At 65.3% G+C, this 17,724-nt stretch carries 20 protein-coding genes; 18 read left to right on the top strand and 2 right to left on the bottom strand.

All coding sequences use genetic code 11. The annotated features are described in order from the left end of the window. The first annotated feature begins 12 nt into the window (after positions 1 to 12). The 10 genes from MF134_RS03585 (at position 13) to MF134_RS03630 (ending at position 10,195) form a co-directional block, all read left to right on the top strand. A complete protein-coding gene (locus MF134_RS03585) occupies positions 13 to 549 on the top strand; it encodes a hypothetical protein (RefSeq protein ID WP_255338038.1) in 537 nt (178 codons plus the stop codon). Between the two features lie 13 nt (positions 550 to 562). Further along, positions 563 to 1,912, top strand: a complete 1,350-nt coding sequence (locus MF134_RS03590) for a hypothetical protein (protein WP_255338039.1) — start codon at positions 563 to 565, stop codon at positions 1,910 to 1,912. A 40-nt stretch (positions 1,913 to 1,952) separates the two neighbouring features. Then, positions 1,953 to 2,675, top strand: coding sequence for a hypothetical protein (locus MF134_RS03595; RefSeq protein ID WP_255338040.1), 723 nt, complete (start codon positions 1,953 to 1,955; stop codon positions 2,673 to 2,675). Positions 2,676 to 2,687: 12 nt separating this feature from the next. Continuing rightward, on the top strand, positions 2,688 to 3,722 hold the full coding sequence (locus MF134_RS03600) for a trypsin-like serine peptidase (RefSeq protein ID WP_255338041.1): 1,035 nt from the start codon (positions 2,688 to 2,690) through the stop codon (positions 3,720 to 3,722). Positions 3,723 to 3,808: 86 nt separating this feature from the next. After that, positions 3,809 to 4,828: an OmpA family protein gene (locus MF134_RS03605; RefSeq protein ID WP_255338042.1), complete on the top strand. Its 1,020-nt coding sequence runs from the start codon at positions 3,809 to 3,811 to the stop codon at positions 4,826 to 4,828. Positions 4,829 to 4,930: 102 nt separating this feature from the next. Further along, positions 4,931 to 5,950 (top strand): hypothetical protein, encoded by a 1,020-nt coding sequence (locus MF134_RS03610; protein WP_255338043.1) that lies wholly within the window; start codon positions 4,931 to 4,933, stop codon positions 5,948 to 5,950. Positions 5,951 to 6,132: 182 nt separating this feature from the next. Next, positions 6,133 to 7,827, top strand: a complete 1,695-nt coding sequence (locus tag MF134_RS23960) for a S8 family peptidase (protein WP_255338044.1) — start codon at positions 6,133 to 6,135, stop codon at positions 7,825 to 7,827. 59 nt (positions 7,828 to 7,886) lie between these two features. Next, positions 7,887 to 8,549, top strand: a complete 663-nt coding sequence (locus MF134_RS03620) for an SH3 domain-containing protein (protein WP_255338045.1) — start codon at positions 7,887 to 7,889, stop codon at positions 8,547 to 8,549. A 60-nt stretch (positions 8,550 to 8,609) separates the two neighbouring features. Continuing rightward, a complete protein-coding gene (locus MF134_RS03625) occupies positions 8,610 to 9,521 on the top strand; it encodes a YceI family protein (RefSeq protein ID WP_255338046.1) in 912 nt (303 codons plus the stop codon). 110 nt (positions 9,522 to 9,631) lie between these two features. Next, the gene (locus MF134_RS03630) at positions 9,632 to 10,195 is read left to right on the top strand and encodes an RBBP9/YdeN family alpha/beta hydrolase (protein ID WP_255338512.1); all 564 of its coding nucleotides are present in this window, start codon (positions 9,632 to 9,634) and stop codon (positions 10,193 to 10,195) included. 72 nt (positions 10,196 to 10,267) lie between these two features. On the opposite strand, the gene MF134_RS03635 is transcribed toward MF134_RS03630, so the two are convergent. After that, entirely contained in the window at positions 10,268 to 10,585 is a 318-nt protein-coding gene (locus tag MF134_RS03635) for a DUF1476 domain-containing protein (RefSeq protein WP_255338047.1), read from the bottom strand. Positions 10,586 to 10,896: 311 nt separating this feature from the next. Between MF134_RS03635 and purC the strand changes: the two genes are divergently transcribed. The 6 genes from purC (at position 10,897) to MF134_RS03665 (ending at position 13,819) form a co-directional block, all read left to right on the top strand. Continuing rightward, a complete protein-coding gene (purC, locus tag MF134_RS03640) occupies positions 10,897 to 11,661 on the top strand; it encodes a phosphoribosylaminoimidazolesuccinocarboxamide synthase (protein WP_255338048.1) in 765 nt (254 codons plus the stop codon). Between the two features lie 82 nt (positions 11,662 to 11,743). Continuing rightward, a complete protein-coding gene (gene purS, locus MF134_RS03645) occupies positions 11,744 to 11,992 on the top strand; it encodes a phosphoribosylformylglycinamidine synthase subunit PurS (RefSeq protein ID WP_255338049.1) in 249 nt (82 codons plus the stop codon). Between the two features lie 14 nt (positions 11,993 to 12,006). Further along, positions 12,007 to 12,264 (top strand): hypothetical protein, encoded by a 258-nt coding sequence (locus MF134_RS03650; protein WP_255338050.1) that lies wholly within the window; start codon positions 12,007 to 12,009, stop codon positions 12,262 to 12,264. Next, positions 12,261 to 12,941 (top strand): phosphoribosylformylglycinamidine synthase subunit PurQ, encoded by a 681-nt coding sequence (purQ, locus tag MF134_RS03655; RefSeq protein WP_255338051.1) that lies wholly within the window; start codon positions 12,261 to 12,263, stop codon positions 12,939 to 12,941. Before MF134_RS03650 ends, purQ begins: the two co-directional genes overlap by 4 nt. Positions 12,942 to 12,947: 6 nt before the next feature. Beyond that, on the top strand, positions 12,948 to 13,349 hold the full coding sequence (locus MF134_RS03660; protein ID WP_255338052.1) for a hypothetical protein: 402 nt from the start codon (positions 12,948 to 12,950) through the stop codon (positions 13,347 to 13,349). 59 nt (positions 13,350 to 13,408) lie between these two features. After that, a complete protein-coding gene (locus tag MF134_RS03665) occupies positions 13,409 to 13,819 on the top strand; it encodes a hypothetical protein (protein ID WP_255338053.1) in 411 nt (136 codons plus the stop codon). Positions 13,820 to 13,859: 40 nt separating this feature from the next. Here MF134_RS03665 and MF134_RS03670 read toward each other — a convergent pair whose 3' ends face one another. Continuing rightward, positions 13,860 to 14,399 (bottom strand): tetratricopeptide repeat protein, encoded by a 540-nt coding sequence (locus MF134_RS03670; RefSeq protein WP_255338054.1) that lies wholly within the window; start codon positions 14,397 to 14,399, stop codon positions 13,860 to 13,862. A 290-nt stretch (positions 14,400 to 14,689) separates the two neighbouring features. On the opposite strand from MF134_RS03670, the gene MF134_RS03675 reads away from it, so the two are divergent. Together MF134_RS03675 and purL are read left to right on the top strand one after the other, a co-directional pair. Beyond that, positions 14,690 to 15,298 (top strand): hypothetical protein, encoded by a 609-nt coding sequence (locus tag MF134_RS03675; protein WP_255338055.1) that lies wholly within the window; start codon positions 14,690 to 14,692, stop codon positions 15,296 to 15,298. Between the two features lie 102 nt (positions 15,299 to 15,400). Then, positions 15,401 to 17,647: a phosphoribosylformylglycinamidine synthase subunit PurL gene (gene purL / locus MF134_RS03680; protein WP_457589943.1), complete on the top strand. Its 2,247-nt coding sequence runs from the start codon at positions 15,401 to 15,403 to the stop codon at positions 17,645 to 17,647. The last annotated feature ends 77 nt before the right edge of the window (positions 17,648 to 17,724 follow it).

Genomic DNA, 17,724 nt, shown 5'->3' on the forward strand with positions numbered 1-17,724 from the left:
AGGGACCAGGCCGTGACCATTCGGCTCGATCAGATCACCTCACCCGACATGCTCGCCGATGCCGAGCGCCATTTCGTCGATCGTCAGGCCGCACGCACCCTTGCGTCGCCCGACACGGAACGCGCCGCCACCGGCGGCCGGATCGACATCAAGAGTTTCCTGGAAGGCGCCGCGCCCACGGCCGGACAGCCGATCCCCATCGGCCTGCTGAAGCTCAAGCGCCAGCACATGCGCACCCGCAGCCTGGCCTTCTCGACGGTCGCCCGCGCCGCCTCGACGGACACGATGGTCGCGCGCACCATCGGCGACTTCCGGATCGAAATCGTCGAAGACGAAGACGCGGTGTTCGTGGTCGTGTCGGGGCCCGACGGCCGCGATCTGCCCCGTCACCTTACCTTGATCCACGAAGAAAGACGATTGTCACTCGACCTCCCCTTAGGTAACCCTATCGGCGGAATCGTCCAGATCGGCCTTGATCCGTCTTCGGCCAGCGATCAGACTGTCATCGACATGTTGAAAGATCCGAAAACGGAGATCTACCTGTCGTAAGTGAGTGGGAGCGATGCAACTTCATCCGGCAAACAGCGACTTCGTCGGCACGGATGTCGAGCAGGCTCCCGAGACGGACGGGGCGGACACGCTTGAAACCTTTGGGAAGTTCGCGCACAGTCGCAAGACGATCCCGGTTCCTTCCGTTGCCCGGTCCGCGACGGCTTCCAACACGCAAAGGCGCATGCGTGTCATCATCCCGACGACGGCCAGACCTGTCGAACTGCGTGCGATCAAGCGGCGGCCACGGGTGCCGGCGAGCTACATGGCGGTCGCCGGCGATTTCCGGCCGCTTGCGCTGTCGGGCGATTACCATCGTTTCGTAAACGGGCCGCTGCGCCAGGTCGTCCCCGACCTTCCCTCAGTCGAGCTCAGCCTCGACGACGATCTCGACTGCGGCCGTTCATGGGAACTGCCCGTCCTGATCGCCCATCTGCTCGAAGCGTCGGGCCGGGCGGAAGAGGACAAGCCGGATCTCCTCTGGGCGACCGGCATGGTCGACGCCGATCTCAATCCGCAATCGGCCAATTACCACCTCCTCACCAAGCTCGAACTGAGCCGCGACCTTTTCGCCGAAAACCTTCAACGCGGCGGCAAGGCGGTCATGGTCATCCCCCCGCCGGTGAGCGAGGACGAACGGCAGGCGGTCGAACGATATGCCGGCGAATACGGGATTGCGCTGACCATCGCCGCCTCTGCCGCCGAGGTCTTCTCCGCCTTTGGCCTCTCTTTCGAACCGGAGGAGAGCGAGGTCCCGCCGCGGCACGATGAGGCGGACAAGGCCCAAACCTCTGAAACGCTGCTTTCGACCGCGGACGGTGCCGCTACCCTCCCCCCGCAGCCGACCAGCCCGCGCAAGCCGCTCGTCGCGCTTGCCGCAGGCGCTGTCGTCGTAACGGGCATCGCAGTGGCCGGGTTTGTCCTTTTCTCCTCTGAGCCTTCCACTTCTCCAGACGAAAGAGGCCAGCCCGAACGGGGCCCCGCCCTCGCCGGATCCCGGCTCGCGGTGGACGGGCTTTACGCGGAGAACAGAGCGGCATGTCAGGAGACCATCTACACCGGCGGCCAGTTTGCGGTCGAACCTGCCACCCAAGGAGCGGGCAGTCTCAGCCTGGCTGCCAGGGACGGCCTCTGCGGCCTGCGGCTCAGAAACATCTCCGACACGGCGCAGACGCTCTTCGTGGACACGCGGCTGGCGAGCCGGGCGATTCCCGGCAGCGCATCGATCCTGTCCGGTGGCGAGCTTTCGGCCGGAGAGGCGACCGTCCTCTACTTTGCCCGTCCGCCGACACCGGTTTCGGCCAATGCGGTACTCCGCGATCCAGGTGGCACGGAGAGCAGCATCACGATCGAGATCGACTGAACACCCCGATTTCCGAATTCGAGCCGAAGGGAGGAAGGCCATGAAGCGGATCCACGAAACGAGCCGGTTCTCGTTCGCCCGCCTGCGCGCCTCGGCCGCCGGCCTCGGCTTCGGCCTGCTCTGCGTTGCCGGCACGGCCATTCCCGCGGCCGCCCAGTCGGACATCAATTCAATTCTCGGCGGCGATGGTGGCAGCGCCGCACCGCTTGGCTCACAGGGCCAGAATGGCGCACCGGCTCCCGCGCTCCAAAGCGTCCCGCAATCTCTCCAGGGCCAGAGCGGCAATCCATCGGCCTCTTCCCTGGCGAACCCGCAGAAGGAACTCTGGCTGAAGAGCGATCATCCGACCGAAAACCTTTCGGTGATCTCGGTGCATCCGCTGCCCGGAGAGAAGTGCCAGGACGTCCTGTTCGACATCCGCCCGTCGACCCGCACCCGCCACAGCCCGTCGGTGCAAGGCACGCTGGACTTCGATCTCGACCAGCTCTGCCTCATCGGCCTGCGCAACGAATCCGACAAGCGCAGCATCGTGATCCGAGTCGGGGAAGAGCTGCGCACCGTGGCGATCGTCTCCGACAGCCGTCTGAATTCGGGGATCGCGCTTGGTCCAGGCCGCGAGATCGTCACCCCGATCCGCCCGCTCGACATCAAGGCGCTGACCATCGGCGTCGAGGCCGTCTGGGAAGACGAGCTCACGGCGGCCGATCCGAATGTCGAAGCCTTCAACCTGCGCCTGACCAATCGCAGCACCCCCGGAAGCTGAGGACTCACGACCATGGCGATCCAGCCCTCCAAGAAAACCGCCTCTTCCCGCATCGGCCTGTGCGCTCTCTTCGCCGCCGCGCTGATGGGAAGCGCCGCTCTGCCCTCGAACGCCGAAGCCTTCGATTTCAAACTGCCGGCAAGCGATTACGGCGAGGTCGTCCTGCCGCTGCGCCAGTCGCTCGGCGACGCCGCGCGTGACGTCATCGACCGGAAGAACGTCTTCGAGCCGGTCGGCCTCCTGCGGGAAGACGACCCGGTGCGCCAGCTCGCGCGGTCCGTCGGCCGACTCGACCTCAAGGTCGAGGAGGATGGCCAGCAGTTCCTCTCGACCTGCACCGCCACCATCGTCGAGGGCGGGCTGGTCCTGACCAATTACCACTGCATTCCGGGCTTTTCCGGGAAGGTTCTCGAGGCTTCGCTGCTGCTCGACTATTACGGGCCGGACAGCCAGACCACGCGTATTCCCGTGGAGACCACACCGGTCGAACAGGACCAGACACTCGACTATGCGCTCGCCCGGCTTGCCGGTCCGGTGCCGGAAGGGCTTCAGCCTCCGTCGTTCACCCCCGATCGCTCGCGGCCCCTCGAACGCCTCCTCGTCATCCATCACCCGGCCGGCCAGCCGAAGATGATGACGCAGTTCCGCTGCTACGCCGCCCAGTCCCAGGACGAAGGGCCGAAGCTGCGCCATCGCTGCGATACGCTGCCGGGCTCCTCGGGCGCTCCGATCTTCAACACCGAACGCCAGGTGATCGGCATCCACCACAGCGGCGGGCTGAACGAGAACGATCCGAACAGTTTCAATCAGGGTTCGAACAGCTCCGACATTCTTCTGAAGAGCGCTTTCCTCCATGCCCCCGCTGCCGGCGCTCCGCAGGACGATGCCACACCCGTGGCCACCGCCCCGAGCAACGGCACCACGCAACCGGCTGCCGCCGAGCAACCGTCGGTCGGCCGCAGCGACGCCGGCGGCCCGGCCCAGAACAGCTTCATCAATGGCGGCGTCGACCCGGCGGCAGAATACAACAAGCTGCTGTCGCAATGATCGAGGGCGGCAGCAGAAATCGCTCTGACGATTCCACTGACCTGACAAACGAACAACCGCATCAAAAGGCGTAGGAAAAAATGGCGATGATGACGGGTCTGACCTTTCAACCGAAAACGCGGATCGCGGCGAACACGCGCAAGCAGCGGGTCCTGACGCGCGCCCTGCTTGCGGGTCTCCTGGCCGCCACGGTTCCGGCAACGACCATCTTCGTCTCGCCGGCCGCTGCCCAGGCGACCCAGAACAGTGGGATGACCGAGCGCGCCGAGCGGATCGTGAAGTCGCTGCGTCCGGCCGCCCAGAGCCGCTATTCCGACGCCGCCTACACCAATCGCATCATCCAGATGGAGATCCCACTGCCGCGGCAGAACGGCAGCAAGACCATCGTGCTGAACTACAACCACTCGATCGATCTCGCGGTCTACTACAATTTCGACAGCTCGAAGATCACAAGGGAGACCGCCGAGGTTCTCGACGATCTGGGCTACGCGCTGCAGGCCAGCGAATTGTCCGGCAGCCAGTTCCTCGTCGCCGGCCATACCGACGCGTCGGGCTCCGACAGCTACAATCAGTGGCTCTCGGAACGCCGCGCCCTCTCCGCCAAGCGCTATCTCGTCGAGAACTTCCGCATCAATCCGGAGCGCCTGATCGTCGTCGGCTTCGGCGAAACGCGGCTTGCCGATGAGCGCCGGCCGCGCGACGGGATCAACCGCCGCGTCGAGATCACCCTGATCGAAGACGCCTATCGCGGCCCCACCGCCGAGCGTTTGACAGCGCCGCGTTCCACCTATCAGGGCGGCGAAGCCGCGACGCCGGAAGAGCTCGGCCTGGTTGAATATGGCTCCCGGCCCGCCCCCGCCCCCGTCACCGATTGCGACGGAACGCAGAATATCCGGGACAACCGGCCCGCCAATACCGGGCTCGACGATTTCGGCAATCGGCCCACGCCGGTCCCCTGCGGCGACCCGGCCCAGGCCGACGATGCGGCAGCCGCCCCGGCCGCTCCGCAGCCGGCGCCTGCGCCACCGGCCTCGAGCAACGCGACGCCCGTCGTCCCCGCGCCGGCCAATCCGGCTTCCGGCCAGAACTCGGCCATCACGAACTAGGAGGTGCCGCCACGACCCATGCCTCCTTACCCATCGGCCGGCCGAACATGCCGTCCAGACATCAAAACCTGAACGCCCCACTCTGAAAACTGGAGAGCCCACATGAAGACGCTTGCCAAGACTGCCGCCATCGCCGTTCTCGGCGTTTGCGCCATGGCCACCACCTCCTACGCCGCGACGATCAACGTCATGGTGGTCCAGGAGGACTGGGATCCGGAAAGCCTCGTCCGCAACAACCGCATCCAGAACGCGGTTCTTTCGACCTTCAACCAGACGCTCAATTCGCCGGCTTACCAGTCGCGGATCCAGCAGTACGGCATCGACGGCATGGACGTCTATGACGAGACCGCCACGACGCTGACCTTCTACCAGCAGGATCGCCAGCGCCGCACCGACGAAGAGCTGATCTCGCTGGTGCGCACGGTCAAGAACCCGCAGATGGACTACATCGTGCCCTACACGATCTATGCCCGTGCGGTGACCGACCCCTACACGCAGATCGTCTCGCTGCAGATGTCGCTGAACTACCGCGCTCTCGACGTGCGTAGCGGCCGCTTCGTCGGCGGCGACAATCTCGACATCGACACGGCGGGCGTGCCCTTCCAGGGCTGTGCCGCCGGCCTGAACGGCACCGCGGCCGACCCGCACTGCGTCAAGGAATTCGTGTCGCGCTATGGCGAGCAGCTGGCCCGCAACGCCGGCAACAAGCTCGCGATCCAGCTCGCCGCCCTTCTCGGCCGGCAGTATGGCGGCGCCTCGGCGGGCGAGCCGGTGAACGATGCGATCGGCGGCACCGACATCGCCGGCCTGCCTTCGGGCGGCGCGGGCGGCAGCGTCTGCGACAACCCGCCGACCACCTTCGCGGTCACCTTCCGCGGCTTCGAGCAGCGCCAGATGAACGCGGTCGAAGAGTACATGTCTTACTGGAAGTGCGCGATCGACCTCGACGTCACCGCTTCGGACTTCTCGGAGATCACCTTCTCCTACAAGACCCGCTCCGACCAGCAGCGCATCCTGCGCAATGTCCGCCTGATGCTGGAGCTGATGGGAACGATCGCCGAGCCGCAGACCCAGGGCGCAAACGAGATCGTCGTCGAAGCCCTCGGCATTCGCGAAAACTGATCCCATGATCCTGGCAGCGCCGGCCGATCGAGCCGGCGCTGCCTTCTTCGTCGCTGCGGCGCCACCGGCGTCGCAAATTCTGGCCGCCACGAGTGGAGCTTCATGAGATGCGTCGGTTCATCCTCCCCGCCCCTCGGTCTTCGCGTCGCGGCCCATCATGGCCGATTGGCCTCGGATCTCTGGTGGCAGCCGGCCTCGCCCTTCAGGCCCTCCCCGCCTCGGCTCAGACCAGTCTCGATCAGGCCGCCAGCCAGATTACTCCCGGCGCCGCTCCAGCCCTCGTTCCGCCGACCTCGCAGCTCTTCGACCGTAGCCGGGTCCTGCTCACCCTCCGTCCCGGCGAAACGCCCGAGAGCCTGCGCCAGGAAGCGGCACGCCGGCAGCAGGAATCCTCGACCGGCGCGATGGACACGACCATGGCGGCCCTCGCCGCGGCCCGTTCCCAGGGCGACAGGGTGATGACGATCTCGCTTCCTTCAGGAGTCCAGGAAAGCGCCAACGGGTCCGCTCCCCTCGCCATGATGCCTCCCTCCGGGGATTTCGCGGCCTCCCTGTCACCCGAAGCGGCGCGCATCGTCGAGACATTGCGTCAGATGCCACAGGTTGCGACCGTCGAGCCGAACGGCATGCGCTTTGCCCTGCAACAGCAGGACCCTGCCGACGCCTTCAACCAGTTGCTCGGCACCAGCCAGCCTGCCGCCGGGGGCCGCTCCCAGCGCGCCACGCCGAGCGCAGGGACGATCGACCAGATCATCGGCGGGGGCACGGTTCGTGGGCCGATCGTCTCGGGCAGCGTGCCAGTCCTGCCCGACGATCCGCTTACCCCGATGCAGTGGCACCTCTTCGCGAATGCCCCGACCCAGGCGGCCGATCGTCTGCCGGGCGGCACCGGCTTCCTCGCCTATCGCTCGGCAGGCCCTCGAGGCACCGGCGCGACCGGCCCGGTCGTTGCGATCATCGACACCGGCCTCGTCGCCCAGCATCAGGATCTTGCGCGCGATCGTATCCTGCCGGGCTACGACTTCATCACGCTGCCCTTCGTCGGCAATGACGGCGACGGGCGCGACGCCGACCCGACCGATACCGGCGACGGCAACGAGGCCAATGCGTGCTTCACGGGCTCGCCGCCGCGCGGCAATACCTGGCACGGCTCCCACGTGGCGGGCATTGCCGGCGCCGTGGAATCGGACAATCGGCTGGGCATCACCCTGCCGGGTGCGCCTGTCCGCATCATGCCGGTGCGAGTCCTCGGTCGCTGCGGCGGCTTCGATTCCGACATTATCGACGCCATGCGCTGGGCCGCAGGCCTACCCGTCGAGGGCGTGCCGGCAAATCCCAATCCGGCCAAGGTCGTGAACATGTCTCTCGGCGGACCGGGAACCTGCGCGACCGCCTTTCAGGAAGCGGTGGATGCCGTGCTGGCCGCCGGAGCGACGATCGTCGTCGCCGCCGGCAACAGCGCTGAAGACGCGCAGATGGCCTCGCCGGCAAGCTGCACCGGCGTGATCACGGTCGCAGCCTCCGATGCTCGCGGCGTCATCTCGCCCTTTTCGAATTACGGGCCGCGGATCGACATCATGGCGCCAGGCGGCGACGTTCGCCGGGACGACGACCGCAATGGACGGCCGGACGGCATCCTGTCCCTCGTCTCGGGCGGCTACGAATTCAAGGAGGGCACGTCGATGGCAGCGCCCCTCGTCGCTGCCGCTGCCGCGCTGCTTCTGTCCGATCGCCCCGATCTGGCGCCGAGCGGCGTCCGCTCGGCGCTGATCGCTTCGGCGCTTCCGCGAAACGACCAGCAATGTCCCCGGGGCTGCGGGGCCGGCCTCCTCCAGATCCCGTCCGACCCGGGCCAGATCTCCGCAGGCCGGCAATGACGGCAACCCTAAAGCCCCCTTCGCCCCTATCCGTTCGAGAGTGACGCGAGGTATAACGAATGCCAAGAATCCAACTCTTCTTCGCAATGCTGATCGGCGCGTTGACCTTGTCGGCACCCGCGCTGGCGCAGTCATGCGACAATTATCGTGTCGATGCGCGTCTGTTGAACATGCGGGCCGAGCCGAACGTCTTCGGGACGATCCTCGACGTCCTGCGCCAGAACGAACTCGTCTGCATCTCGCGCAGCCAGAACACCACCGGACAGGACTGGGGCTACGTCGTCTCCAAGAGTAGGCCCGACGGCACGGGAACCCAGACCGTCGAGGGATGGACCAGCCTGCGCTATCTGAGCCGAGTCGAAACGCCCAGCGCGCCGACCCCGCCGAGCACGGCCGATGGCGGTCCGTCCGGGCCGACGCCGGTATCTGAACCCGTGGATCTGAACTTCACCGATCCGGTCCCCTTCGGCCCGTTCCCGGTGCGCGGGCGCAGTCTGGAACAATTGGCCAACAGCCTTCCGCTGTTCTCGCCCATCGACGGCCTGCCCGAAGACCGCTGGAAGCAGAAATGCGTGACCTGCCACCAGTGGAACAAGGACCGTCTCTGCGATCAGGGCAAGTCCTATGCGGGCAATCCGGTCAACATCATCCGGATCAAGCATCCCTATGGCGGCCCCTACAAGAAGGCGCTCGCCACCTGGTCCGAGAGCGGCTGCCAATAGATCGGCCGCCGCGCCGCCCCGTGGGGCGGCACGCCAAGATGAAAAGAAGGAGCGCATTCCATGCTGAGGAAACGCATCGCGCTTGCCGCCGGCGCTTTTTCGGTGGCGATGTCCGTCGGGACAGCAGCCGGGGCTTGCGAGTTCTACAAGGCGATCGACACCCGGTCCGAACTCTTCGACATGCCCGACAGCGGCGCCGGCCTTGCCGTCGCCATCCTGCCGGAGGCCTCGCAGGCCTGCGTCATGGAGGAGAAGACCGACGGTTCGGGGCAAACATGGTACCGGCTGGCCTTCTACACGGCCGATGACATCAAGTACAATGTCGATGGCTGGGTTCGCGAGGGTGCGGTCGCCGACGCGCAAACGCCCCCCACCCAGGTCGCCGCCGTCGAAAATGCGCGGCAGGCACAGCCCGAGCAATCCGGCGGCAAGGAAGCCTTTTTCGCCCGCGACTGGACCCTCGACAAGACCCGTTCTCAGATCAATTTCATCACCATCAAGAAGGGCACGGTGATCGAGACCCACAGCTTCGGCGATCTCGAAGGATCGGTGAGCGCGGACGGGACGGCCGAACTCAAGATCAAGCTCGAATCCGTCAACACCGGAATCGACATCCGCGACGTCCGGATGCGCTTCCTCCTGTTCAATGTCGATGAATTCCCCGAAGCGGAAGTGACGGCGAAGATCGACCCGGCCGCGATCGACCGGATCTGGGACGACGCCACGATGAAATATGATCTGCCGATCACGGTTTCGATCCGCGGGCTCAGCCAGGAGTTCACCGTTCCGGTAATCATTTCCCGCCTGAAGGACGATATGGTCTCTGTGGTCTCGGCCTCGCCGGTGACGGTGAGCGGGTCCGATTTCGGCATGGAGGACGGCCTGAAGAAGCTCAGCGAGGCGGCGGGCGACATCGCCATCACGCCCTCGGCCCCGGTGACCTTCGATCTCGCCTTTGTTCCGGCGAGTTGAGAGCAGCGCTCGGCCTCGCGGCGAAGCAAGACACGGACAGGGGCGGCGGCCGCCACGAATGGCCGCCGCCAATGGTTGACTTCGCGGGTCTCACCTCGCATCTGCGAGCCATGCGAGTTGCCGAAGCAGACATCCTGATCATCCCGGGCTACAAGGGTTCGCCCGAGAACCACTGGCAAAGCCGTTGGGAGCGCAAGCTCTCGACGGCGCAGCGCGTCGCGCAGGCCGAGTGGTCGAAGCCCGTGCGCGACGATTGGACCGACGCGGTCGCGGAAGCGGTGAACGGCTCAAGGCGGCCGGTGGTGCTGGTCGCCCACTCCCTGGGTGTCGCCGCCGCGGTACAGGCCATCCCGAAATTTCAGCGCAAGGTGAATGGCGCCTTCTTTGTCGCGCCACCGGACGTCGCCAGCAATGCCATCCGTCCGAAGCATCTACGGACCTTCGGCCCTTATCCACGCGATCCGCTGCCCTTCCCGAGCCTCGTCGTGGCGAGCCGCGACGACATGTTCTCATCCTTCGACGCGGCCGAGGACATCGCCGGCGCCTGGGGCTCGCTTTTCATCGACGCAGGGCAAGCCGGCCACATCAATGCCGAAAGCGGGCATGGTCCCTGGCCGGAAGGGCTTCTGACATTCGGAAAGTTCATGAGCCACCTGCCCGCGACGACCGGGTGACGGAGTCCTTCGGATGGGGACCGTGCACACGGCACCGCTCCCATCCGGCACTCTCATCGAGCGGGCGGCGCCCTATTCGTCATGGACCTGCTTTTCGGCGTCGGCCAGAAGCTCGGTCATGACACGATTGATCTGGTGATCCGACTGGTCGACATTCGCGGCATCGAAATCGGCGCGGATCTTCTGAAAGATCCCGTCATCGGCCGGCGTCTGAAACGCCACGGCGATCACCTCCTGCGCGTAACGCTGGGCCTCGTCGCCGGAAAGCCCGAGCTTCTCGGCCGCCCAAAGCCCGAGCAGCTTGTTGCGCCGCGCTTCGATCCGGAACCGGAGTTCCTGGTCGTGAATGTACCGCGCCTCGAAATCCCTCTCCCGATCGGTAAAGGACATACCGTCTCTCCTCGCTGATCCGCCAACTGGCCATGCGCTTGCGACAAGGGCAAACGCGCTGGCCTCTTGAAGCAGATTTCAACTTCATCGGCTACCCGCCTTTCGGCGAGTCTGCCGGTCGACCCGGCCGATGGATCGATGGGCGGCTGGCAATCCGTCGGCTTCGCACCCAAATGTTCTGCCATGTTTGGTCCCTCTTCCGGTGCGACCGATTGTGATGAGGGGCCATTTGGTCTATTCACGCCGTCAAAAGGCTGTCGACCGCAACGATTCCCGAAGGTCGCCGCAAGCACCATGATCGAGTATTCATAATGACACGTCGTCGCCGCATCTACGAAGGCAAAGGCAAGATTCTTTACGAGGGCCCCGAGCCCGGCACTCTGGTTCAGTTTTTCAAGGACGACGCCACCGCCTTCAACAAGAAGAAGCATGAAGTCGTCGACGGCAAGGGCGTCCTGAACAACCGGATTTCCGAGTACATCTTCTCCCATCTGAACAAGATGGGGATTCCGACGCACTTCATCCGCCGCCTCAACATGCGCGAGCAGCTGATCAAGGAAGTCGAGATCATTCCGCTCGAAGTCGTGGTTCGCAACGTCGCGGCCGGCTCGCTCGCCAAGCGCCTCGGCATCGAGGAAGGCACGGTCCTGCCGCGCTCGATCATCGAGTTCTACTACAAGGCCGACGCGCTGGACGATCCGCTGGTGTCGGAAGAGCACATTACCGCCTTCGGCTGGGCAAGCCCGCAGGAAATCGACGACATCATGGCGCTCGCCATCCGCGTCAACGACTTCCTCTCCGGCCTCTTTCTCGGCGTCGGCATCCAGCTCATCGACTTCAAGATCGAGACGGGCCGGCTGTTCGAGGGCGAGATGATGCGCATCGTCGTCGCCGACGAGATCTCCCCCGATTCCTGCCGGCTGTGGGACGTGACCACCAGCGACAAGCTCGACAAGGACCGTTTCCGCCGCGACATGGGCGGGCTGGTCGAGGCCTATCAGGAAGTCGCCCGCCGGCTCGGCATCATGAACGAAAACGAGCCGCCCCGCCCTTCCGGGCCGGTACTGGTCAAGTGAGGCGGAAGCGACCCGCCAAGCAGCCGGTGCCGGCGCTCAAGCTGGTCTACTCCAAGGACAGGCGATCTCGTGACGAGGTTTCATGATTAAGGCCCGCATCGTCGTGACGCTGAAGACCGGCGTCCTCGACCCCCAAGGCAAGGCGATCGAGTCCGCCCTCGGCAATCTTGGCATCGAGGGCGTCGGGTCGGTCCGCCAGGGCAAGGTCTTCGACGTCGAACTGAACACCGACGACGCGGCGCACGCCAAGACCCAGCTCGACGCCATGTGCGAACAGCTTCTCGCCAACACGGTGATCGAGAACTATGCTGTGGAGATCGACCACGGGTAGCAGGGAGCCGAGTGATGGCGGAGGTGACGAACGAGCTGATGTATGAGGTCCTGAAGCGTGTCCATCAGGACGTGGGCGAGATGCGACAGGACATCAAGGAAGTGAAATCCGAGTTGAATTCGATCCGGGGTCACATGCTGTCCATGCAGCATGACATTCATAATATCTACGGCATTCTCGGTCGCCACGACGAGCGCCTCGACCGTATCGAGCGGCGGCTGGAGCTTCGTGAAATGGCCGAGCCCCACACGCCCTTCGAGCACGATCGATGAAAACCGCTGTCGTCCTTCTTCCCGGCCTCAATCGCGACCGCGACATGATTGCGGCGCTCACCACGATTACCGGCCAGGCGCCGGCAACGGTCTGGCAGACCGAGACCTCCTTGCCCGACGTCGACCTCGTGGTCGTGCCGGGCGGCTTCTCCTTCGGCGATTATCTCAGGGCCGGCGCCATTGCCGCGCGCTCGCCGGTGATGCGCGCCGTCGCCGAAGCGGCCGCCAGGGGCGTGCCGGTGCTCGGCGTGTGCAACGGCTTCCAGATCCTCTGCGAGGCGGGCCTCCTGCCGGGCGCGCTGATGCGCAACGCGGCGCTGCGCTTCGTCTGCCGCGAGGTGAAGCTCGAAGTTGTCAACGCCGGGACGCGCTTCACCAAGGCCTATTCGCAGGGTCAGGTGATCCGCTGCCCGGTTGCCCATCACGACGGCAACTATTTCGCCGACGACGAGACATTGAAGCGCATGAACGATGGCGGTCAGATCGTCTTCCGCTACGCGGAGGGCACGAACCCCAACGGCGCGATCCACGACATCGCAGGGATCGTCAACGAGGCCGGCAACGTGCTCGGCATGATGCCCCATCCGGAAAACCTCATCGAGCCGGAGCATGGCGGCACGGACGGGCGAGGCATCTTCGAGAGCGCGCTCAACATCTCCTCCAGCCTCGCCGCCTGACACACGATGCGCCCCGCGCCCCTTTTTAGAGGTCTCGTTCCGGCCCTCCTCGTCATCGGGCTTTCGGCCTGCGCGTCTGGTCCCTCGGCGCAAAGTCCGGGCAGCGACACCGGGCTCGACCGGATGGAGCGGTTGACGCTGAACGCCAATCGCTGCTGGTTCAAGAGCGGCGACCCGGCCTTTGCGGACTATTCGCTGGCGCCGGAGCTTTCGTCCTTTTCCGGCAAGCCGCGCTTCCTCCTCGTGCCCAAGGGAAAGCTCGAAGCGCGTCCGCTTCTGGTGGTGGAGGGCCGCAGCGGCTCGGGCCACGTCGACACCTACGGTCCGCTCCTGAACGAACCGGTCGGCTCGCGCCTCGGCGCTGACATCCGTCGTTGGTCAGGCGGCGACGACCGTTGCACAGCCTGACGTTCATGGTTCCAGCGCGCTTCCTGCGACCCACGGTCGTCCTCGCGGCGATGTCTCTGTTGAGCGTCTTTTCGGCCTGCGGCGGCGGCGCCTCTCTCGGCTCAGGCTTCGGCAATCCGGCCGGAGTATCGCCAAGGGACGAGATCGCCCTCTCCCGCCCCGGCCCGAACGAGCCATTGTCGCCAGTCGAAATCGCCTATGCCAAATCGACGGCCGCAGCGGTCTTCCGTCGCCGCACTTCGGAGCGTGCCACGACTTTCCTGCCGGGCGATGCCGTGGACGGTTTCGGGATCTGCCTGCGCTCGCCGGCCCGCACCGCCGAGGGCTACGACTACGCGCTCATCCTTCTGCAAAGGCGGCTTTCCAGCGCTCCGATCTCACAGGTGGACGACGACACGGTCGTCTTTCGCCGGCAGGCCGATTCGGCTCCCTGCCGCACCGCCAGCCTAGACTACGCATCGGTTCGTTAAGTCGTCACTCGACTGACGGCACCTACGCGCGGCGAGCGAATTACCACTGGCTGGCAACAGGCTTCACAGGCTCGGTGGGGTTCTTTTCGTACGCGGCAATCGCGGTGCTCAGTTCGTGATACTCGCTGCAGCCGTCCTCGAAATCTCCGTCGGAGAAAGTGAGCGCCACGCGCCGGCATTCGTCTCTGAGCCGGATCAGCAGGATCTTGGCATCTCGCAACCGGCCGAGTTCAAGATAGGCCTCGCCCAGATAGGCCATCGCACCGCGGTGGTGCGGGTTGATGGACAGGGCCCGGCCATAGGCGTCGAGCGCACGCTCGTGATTGCCGACCTTGCGCAGGGAAAAACCCAGCAGCGACCAGGCATTGTCGTGATGCGGCCGCCGTTCGACGACCTTGGCGAAGGCGGTGATCGCCTTTGCCCACTCCTTGGCGTCGAAGGCCTCGATGCCATCGGCGTAGTCGCTGTCGCCCGAGCGCACTTTGGGGCTCATTTCGCCGGAGAACACCGCATGAGCCGGGAGGGACGGCAGGACGACGACCGACATGAAGGCCACCACGACCAGGCATTTGAACGTCATTGCAGCCTCCCTGAGGGTTGCTTTCACGACCCTTGGCAACGCCATTCCCGTCCATGAGGAAACGGACTCACACTTCGAGATTCTACAAGGAGCCACCTCGATGCAAAAGCGCTGCAAAGGCCGCATCAGGGGCGCGAATTGACGCAAGGGGAGCATCGCTCCGGGCCGGGCCCAACAGGCTCAGCATGCCCATGCGGAAGCGACGATAATTTATATGTCTCTCTTATTTTTGTCCTGGAAATTCAGCATCCCTCACCATAAGTGTGCGCATTCACACGGATTTCCGGCTTATGCGACATTTCGAAGACACTTCGCTCCCCTTGTCACCCATCCCCCACTGGCTGACGGCATTTCTCATCGGGGGGGCGCTGATGGCGGCCCTTGCGCTGGGTATGGGTCTGATGCTTTCGCCTCGGGGCCTGGAGCAATGGTTCGCGGAAAATGGCCCTGTCGAATATTTGCAGGCCGGCATGGTCCTCATTGCCTCTGCGATCTTCGCCTATCTGGCTTCGCGATCCCGGCGAATGCTCTTCGCGCTCGCCCTCGTCGCGGCGTCTCTCCTTTTCATCGCCGCGCTCCGGGAGACACCACGCTGCGGGAGCGACTACTATCCTGGAGGCCTCTGCCTCGAGGGGAGCTGGAAGCACGGCGCAACGGCATTGGCCGCCCTTCTCATCCCCATCGGCATTTCTTTCCGCTGGCGCGAGATCCGGGCCGGATTCTCCTTCTCCGCCATCCTGTCGTTCTGGCCACTGGGCCTCTCTGCCCTGATTCTGGCGCCGGCGGAGCTTTCGGAGAAGTTTGGCTGGGTGGCATTCGAAGAGATCCTTGAACTGATCTCCTATCTTCTGGCGCTCAGCTTCGCCCTGGTGCTGCTTGGCAAACCGACAGAGGAGTGAAGTCGCCCGCTCCCCGCATTCCCATCCGCCCGCCGATCGTCTAGACGGGCAATGACAATGCCCCTTTGAGGGGAACTTGCCATTTCGCGAGGGCCGTCGCCCATGAACGGCCCGGTGACGGAGACGAGACCCGTGGATACCGAGATCACGCCCGAACTCGTGGCGGCCCATGGCCTGAAGCCCGACGAATATGAGCGCGTGCTCGCGCTGGTCGGCCGCACGCCGACCCTGACCGAACTCGGTATCTTCTCGGCCATGTGGAACGAGCACTGTTCCTACAAATCCTCCAAGCGCTGGCTGCGCACATTGCCGACCAAGGGCGAGCGCGTCATCCAGGGGCCGGGCGAGAATGCCGGCGTCGTCGATATCGGCGACGGGCTGTGCGTGGTCTTCAAGATGGAGAGCCACAATCATCCCTCCTATATCGAGCCCTATCAGGGCGCGGCCACGGGGGTCGGCGGCATCTTGCGCGACGTCTTCACCATGGGCGCGCGGCCGATCGCGGCGATGAACGCCCTGCGCTTTGGCGAACCGAACCACCCCAAGACCCGGCATCTGGTGGCGGGCGTCGTGGCGGGTGTCGGCGGATACGGCAATTCCTTCGGCGTGCCGACCGTCGGCGGCGAGGTCAATTTCCACAAGCGCTACAACGGCAACTGCCTGGTGAACGCCTTCGCCGCGGGCCTCGCGAAGACAGACGCGATCTTCTACTCCAAGGCCGAGGGCGTCGGCCTGCCTGTCGTCTATCTCGGCGCCAAGACCGGCCGCGACGGCGTCGGCGGCGCGACCATGGCCTCGGCCGAGTTCGACGAGAACATCGAGGAAAAGCGCCCGACCGTGCAGGTGGGCGATCCGTTCACAGAGAAGTGCCTGCTCGAAGCCTGTCTCGAACTGATGCAGACCGGCGCCGTCATCGCGATCCAGGACATGGGCGCGGCGGGCCTCACCTGCTCGGCCGTCGAAATGGGCGCCAAGGGCGATCTCGGCGTCGAACTCGACCTCGATACCGTGCCGGTGCGCGAGGCGAAGATGACCGCCTACGAGATGATGCTGTCGGAGAGCCAGGAGCGCATGCTCATGGTCCTTCGCCCCGAAAAGCGCGATGAGGCTGAGGCGATCTTCGTCAAATGGGGGCTCGACTTCGCCATTGTCGGGCGCACGACGGACGACAAGCGTTTCCGCATCCTGTGGGAAGGCCGGGAGGTCGCGAACCTGCCGATCATGGAACTCGGCGACGAGGCGCCGGAATACGACCGGCCCCATGTGGCCCCGACGCCGCGACCGGTTCTCGACGCGGCGTCCATCCCCGCCCCGCGCGACTGTGGTGCGGCGCTGCTGAGCCTGCTCGGCTCGCCGGATCTCTGCTCGCGGCGCTGGGTGTTCGAGCAGTACGACACGCTGATCCAGGGCAATTCGATCCAGCGCCCCGGCGGCGATGCCGGCGTGGTCCGCGTCGACGGCCATCCGACCAAGGCGCTCGCCTTTTCCTCCGACGTCACTCCGCGCTATTGCGAGGCCGATCCCTATCTCGGCGGCGCCCAGGCCGTCGCCGAGTGCTGGCGCAATCTGACGGCGGTGGGCGCCGAGCCGCTGGCGGCGACCGACAACCTCAATTTCGGCAATCCGGAAAAGCCGGAGCTCATGGGCCAGTTCGCCCGTGCCGTCGAAGGCATTGGGGCCGCCTGCAACGCGCTGTCCTTCCCAATCGTCTCGGGCAATGTCTCGCTCTACAACGAGACGCAGGGCCAGGCGATCCTGCCGACGCCCACCATCGGCGGAGTCGGCCTGATCGAGGACCGCCGCCATGTCGCGCGGGTCGATACGCTGACGGAGGGCGACGTCCTCTTCCTCGTCGGGCAGGACGGCACCCATCTCGGCGCCTCGGCCTATCTTGCGACCATCGAGGAACGCGAGGAAGGCGCCCCGCCGCCCGTCGATCTGGCCATGGAAAAGCGCCATGGCGATTTCGTCCGCACCTTCATCCGCTCCGGCGCGATCCGGACATGCCACGACATTTCCGATGGCGGGCTCGCCGTGGCGCTTGCCGAGATGTGCATCGCGTCGGACTGTGGCGCAGAGGTGGATGCCGGCGAGGGCGCGGATCACGCGGTTCTGTTCGGCGAGGATCAGGCCCGCTACGTGGTGGCGCTTTGCGAGGCGGATGTCGCGGCCTTCGAGGCAGCCGCCGCCGAGACGTCGATTCCTGTGCGCCGGCTCGGCGTAGCCGGCAAGGACCGCCTGGTGATCGCCGGCCGCCTGGATCTTTCGATCGATGCGATGACGGTCGCCCACGAAAGCTGGTTCCCGAGCTTCATGTCCGGCCGCATCGAGGCCGCGCAAACCGCCTGATCCCGTTGGCCTTTCTCGGACGCAGCGAAGCTTTGTCCAAGCGCCCGCCCGAATGTCGCGGATTGCGGTGCGCCGGG

The sequence above is a fragment of the Jiella marina genome (assembly GCF_024359545.1).
Lineage (GTDB): Bacteria > Pseudomonadota > Alphaproteobacteria > Rhizobiales > Rhizobiaceae > Jiella.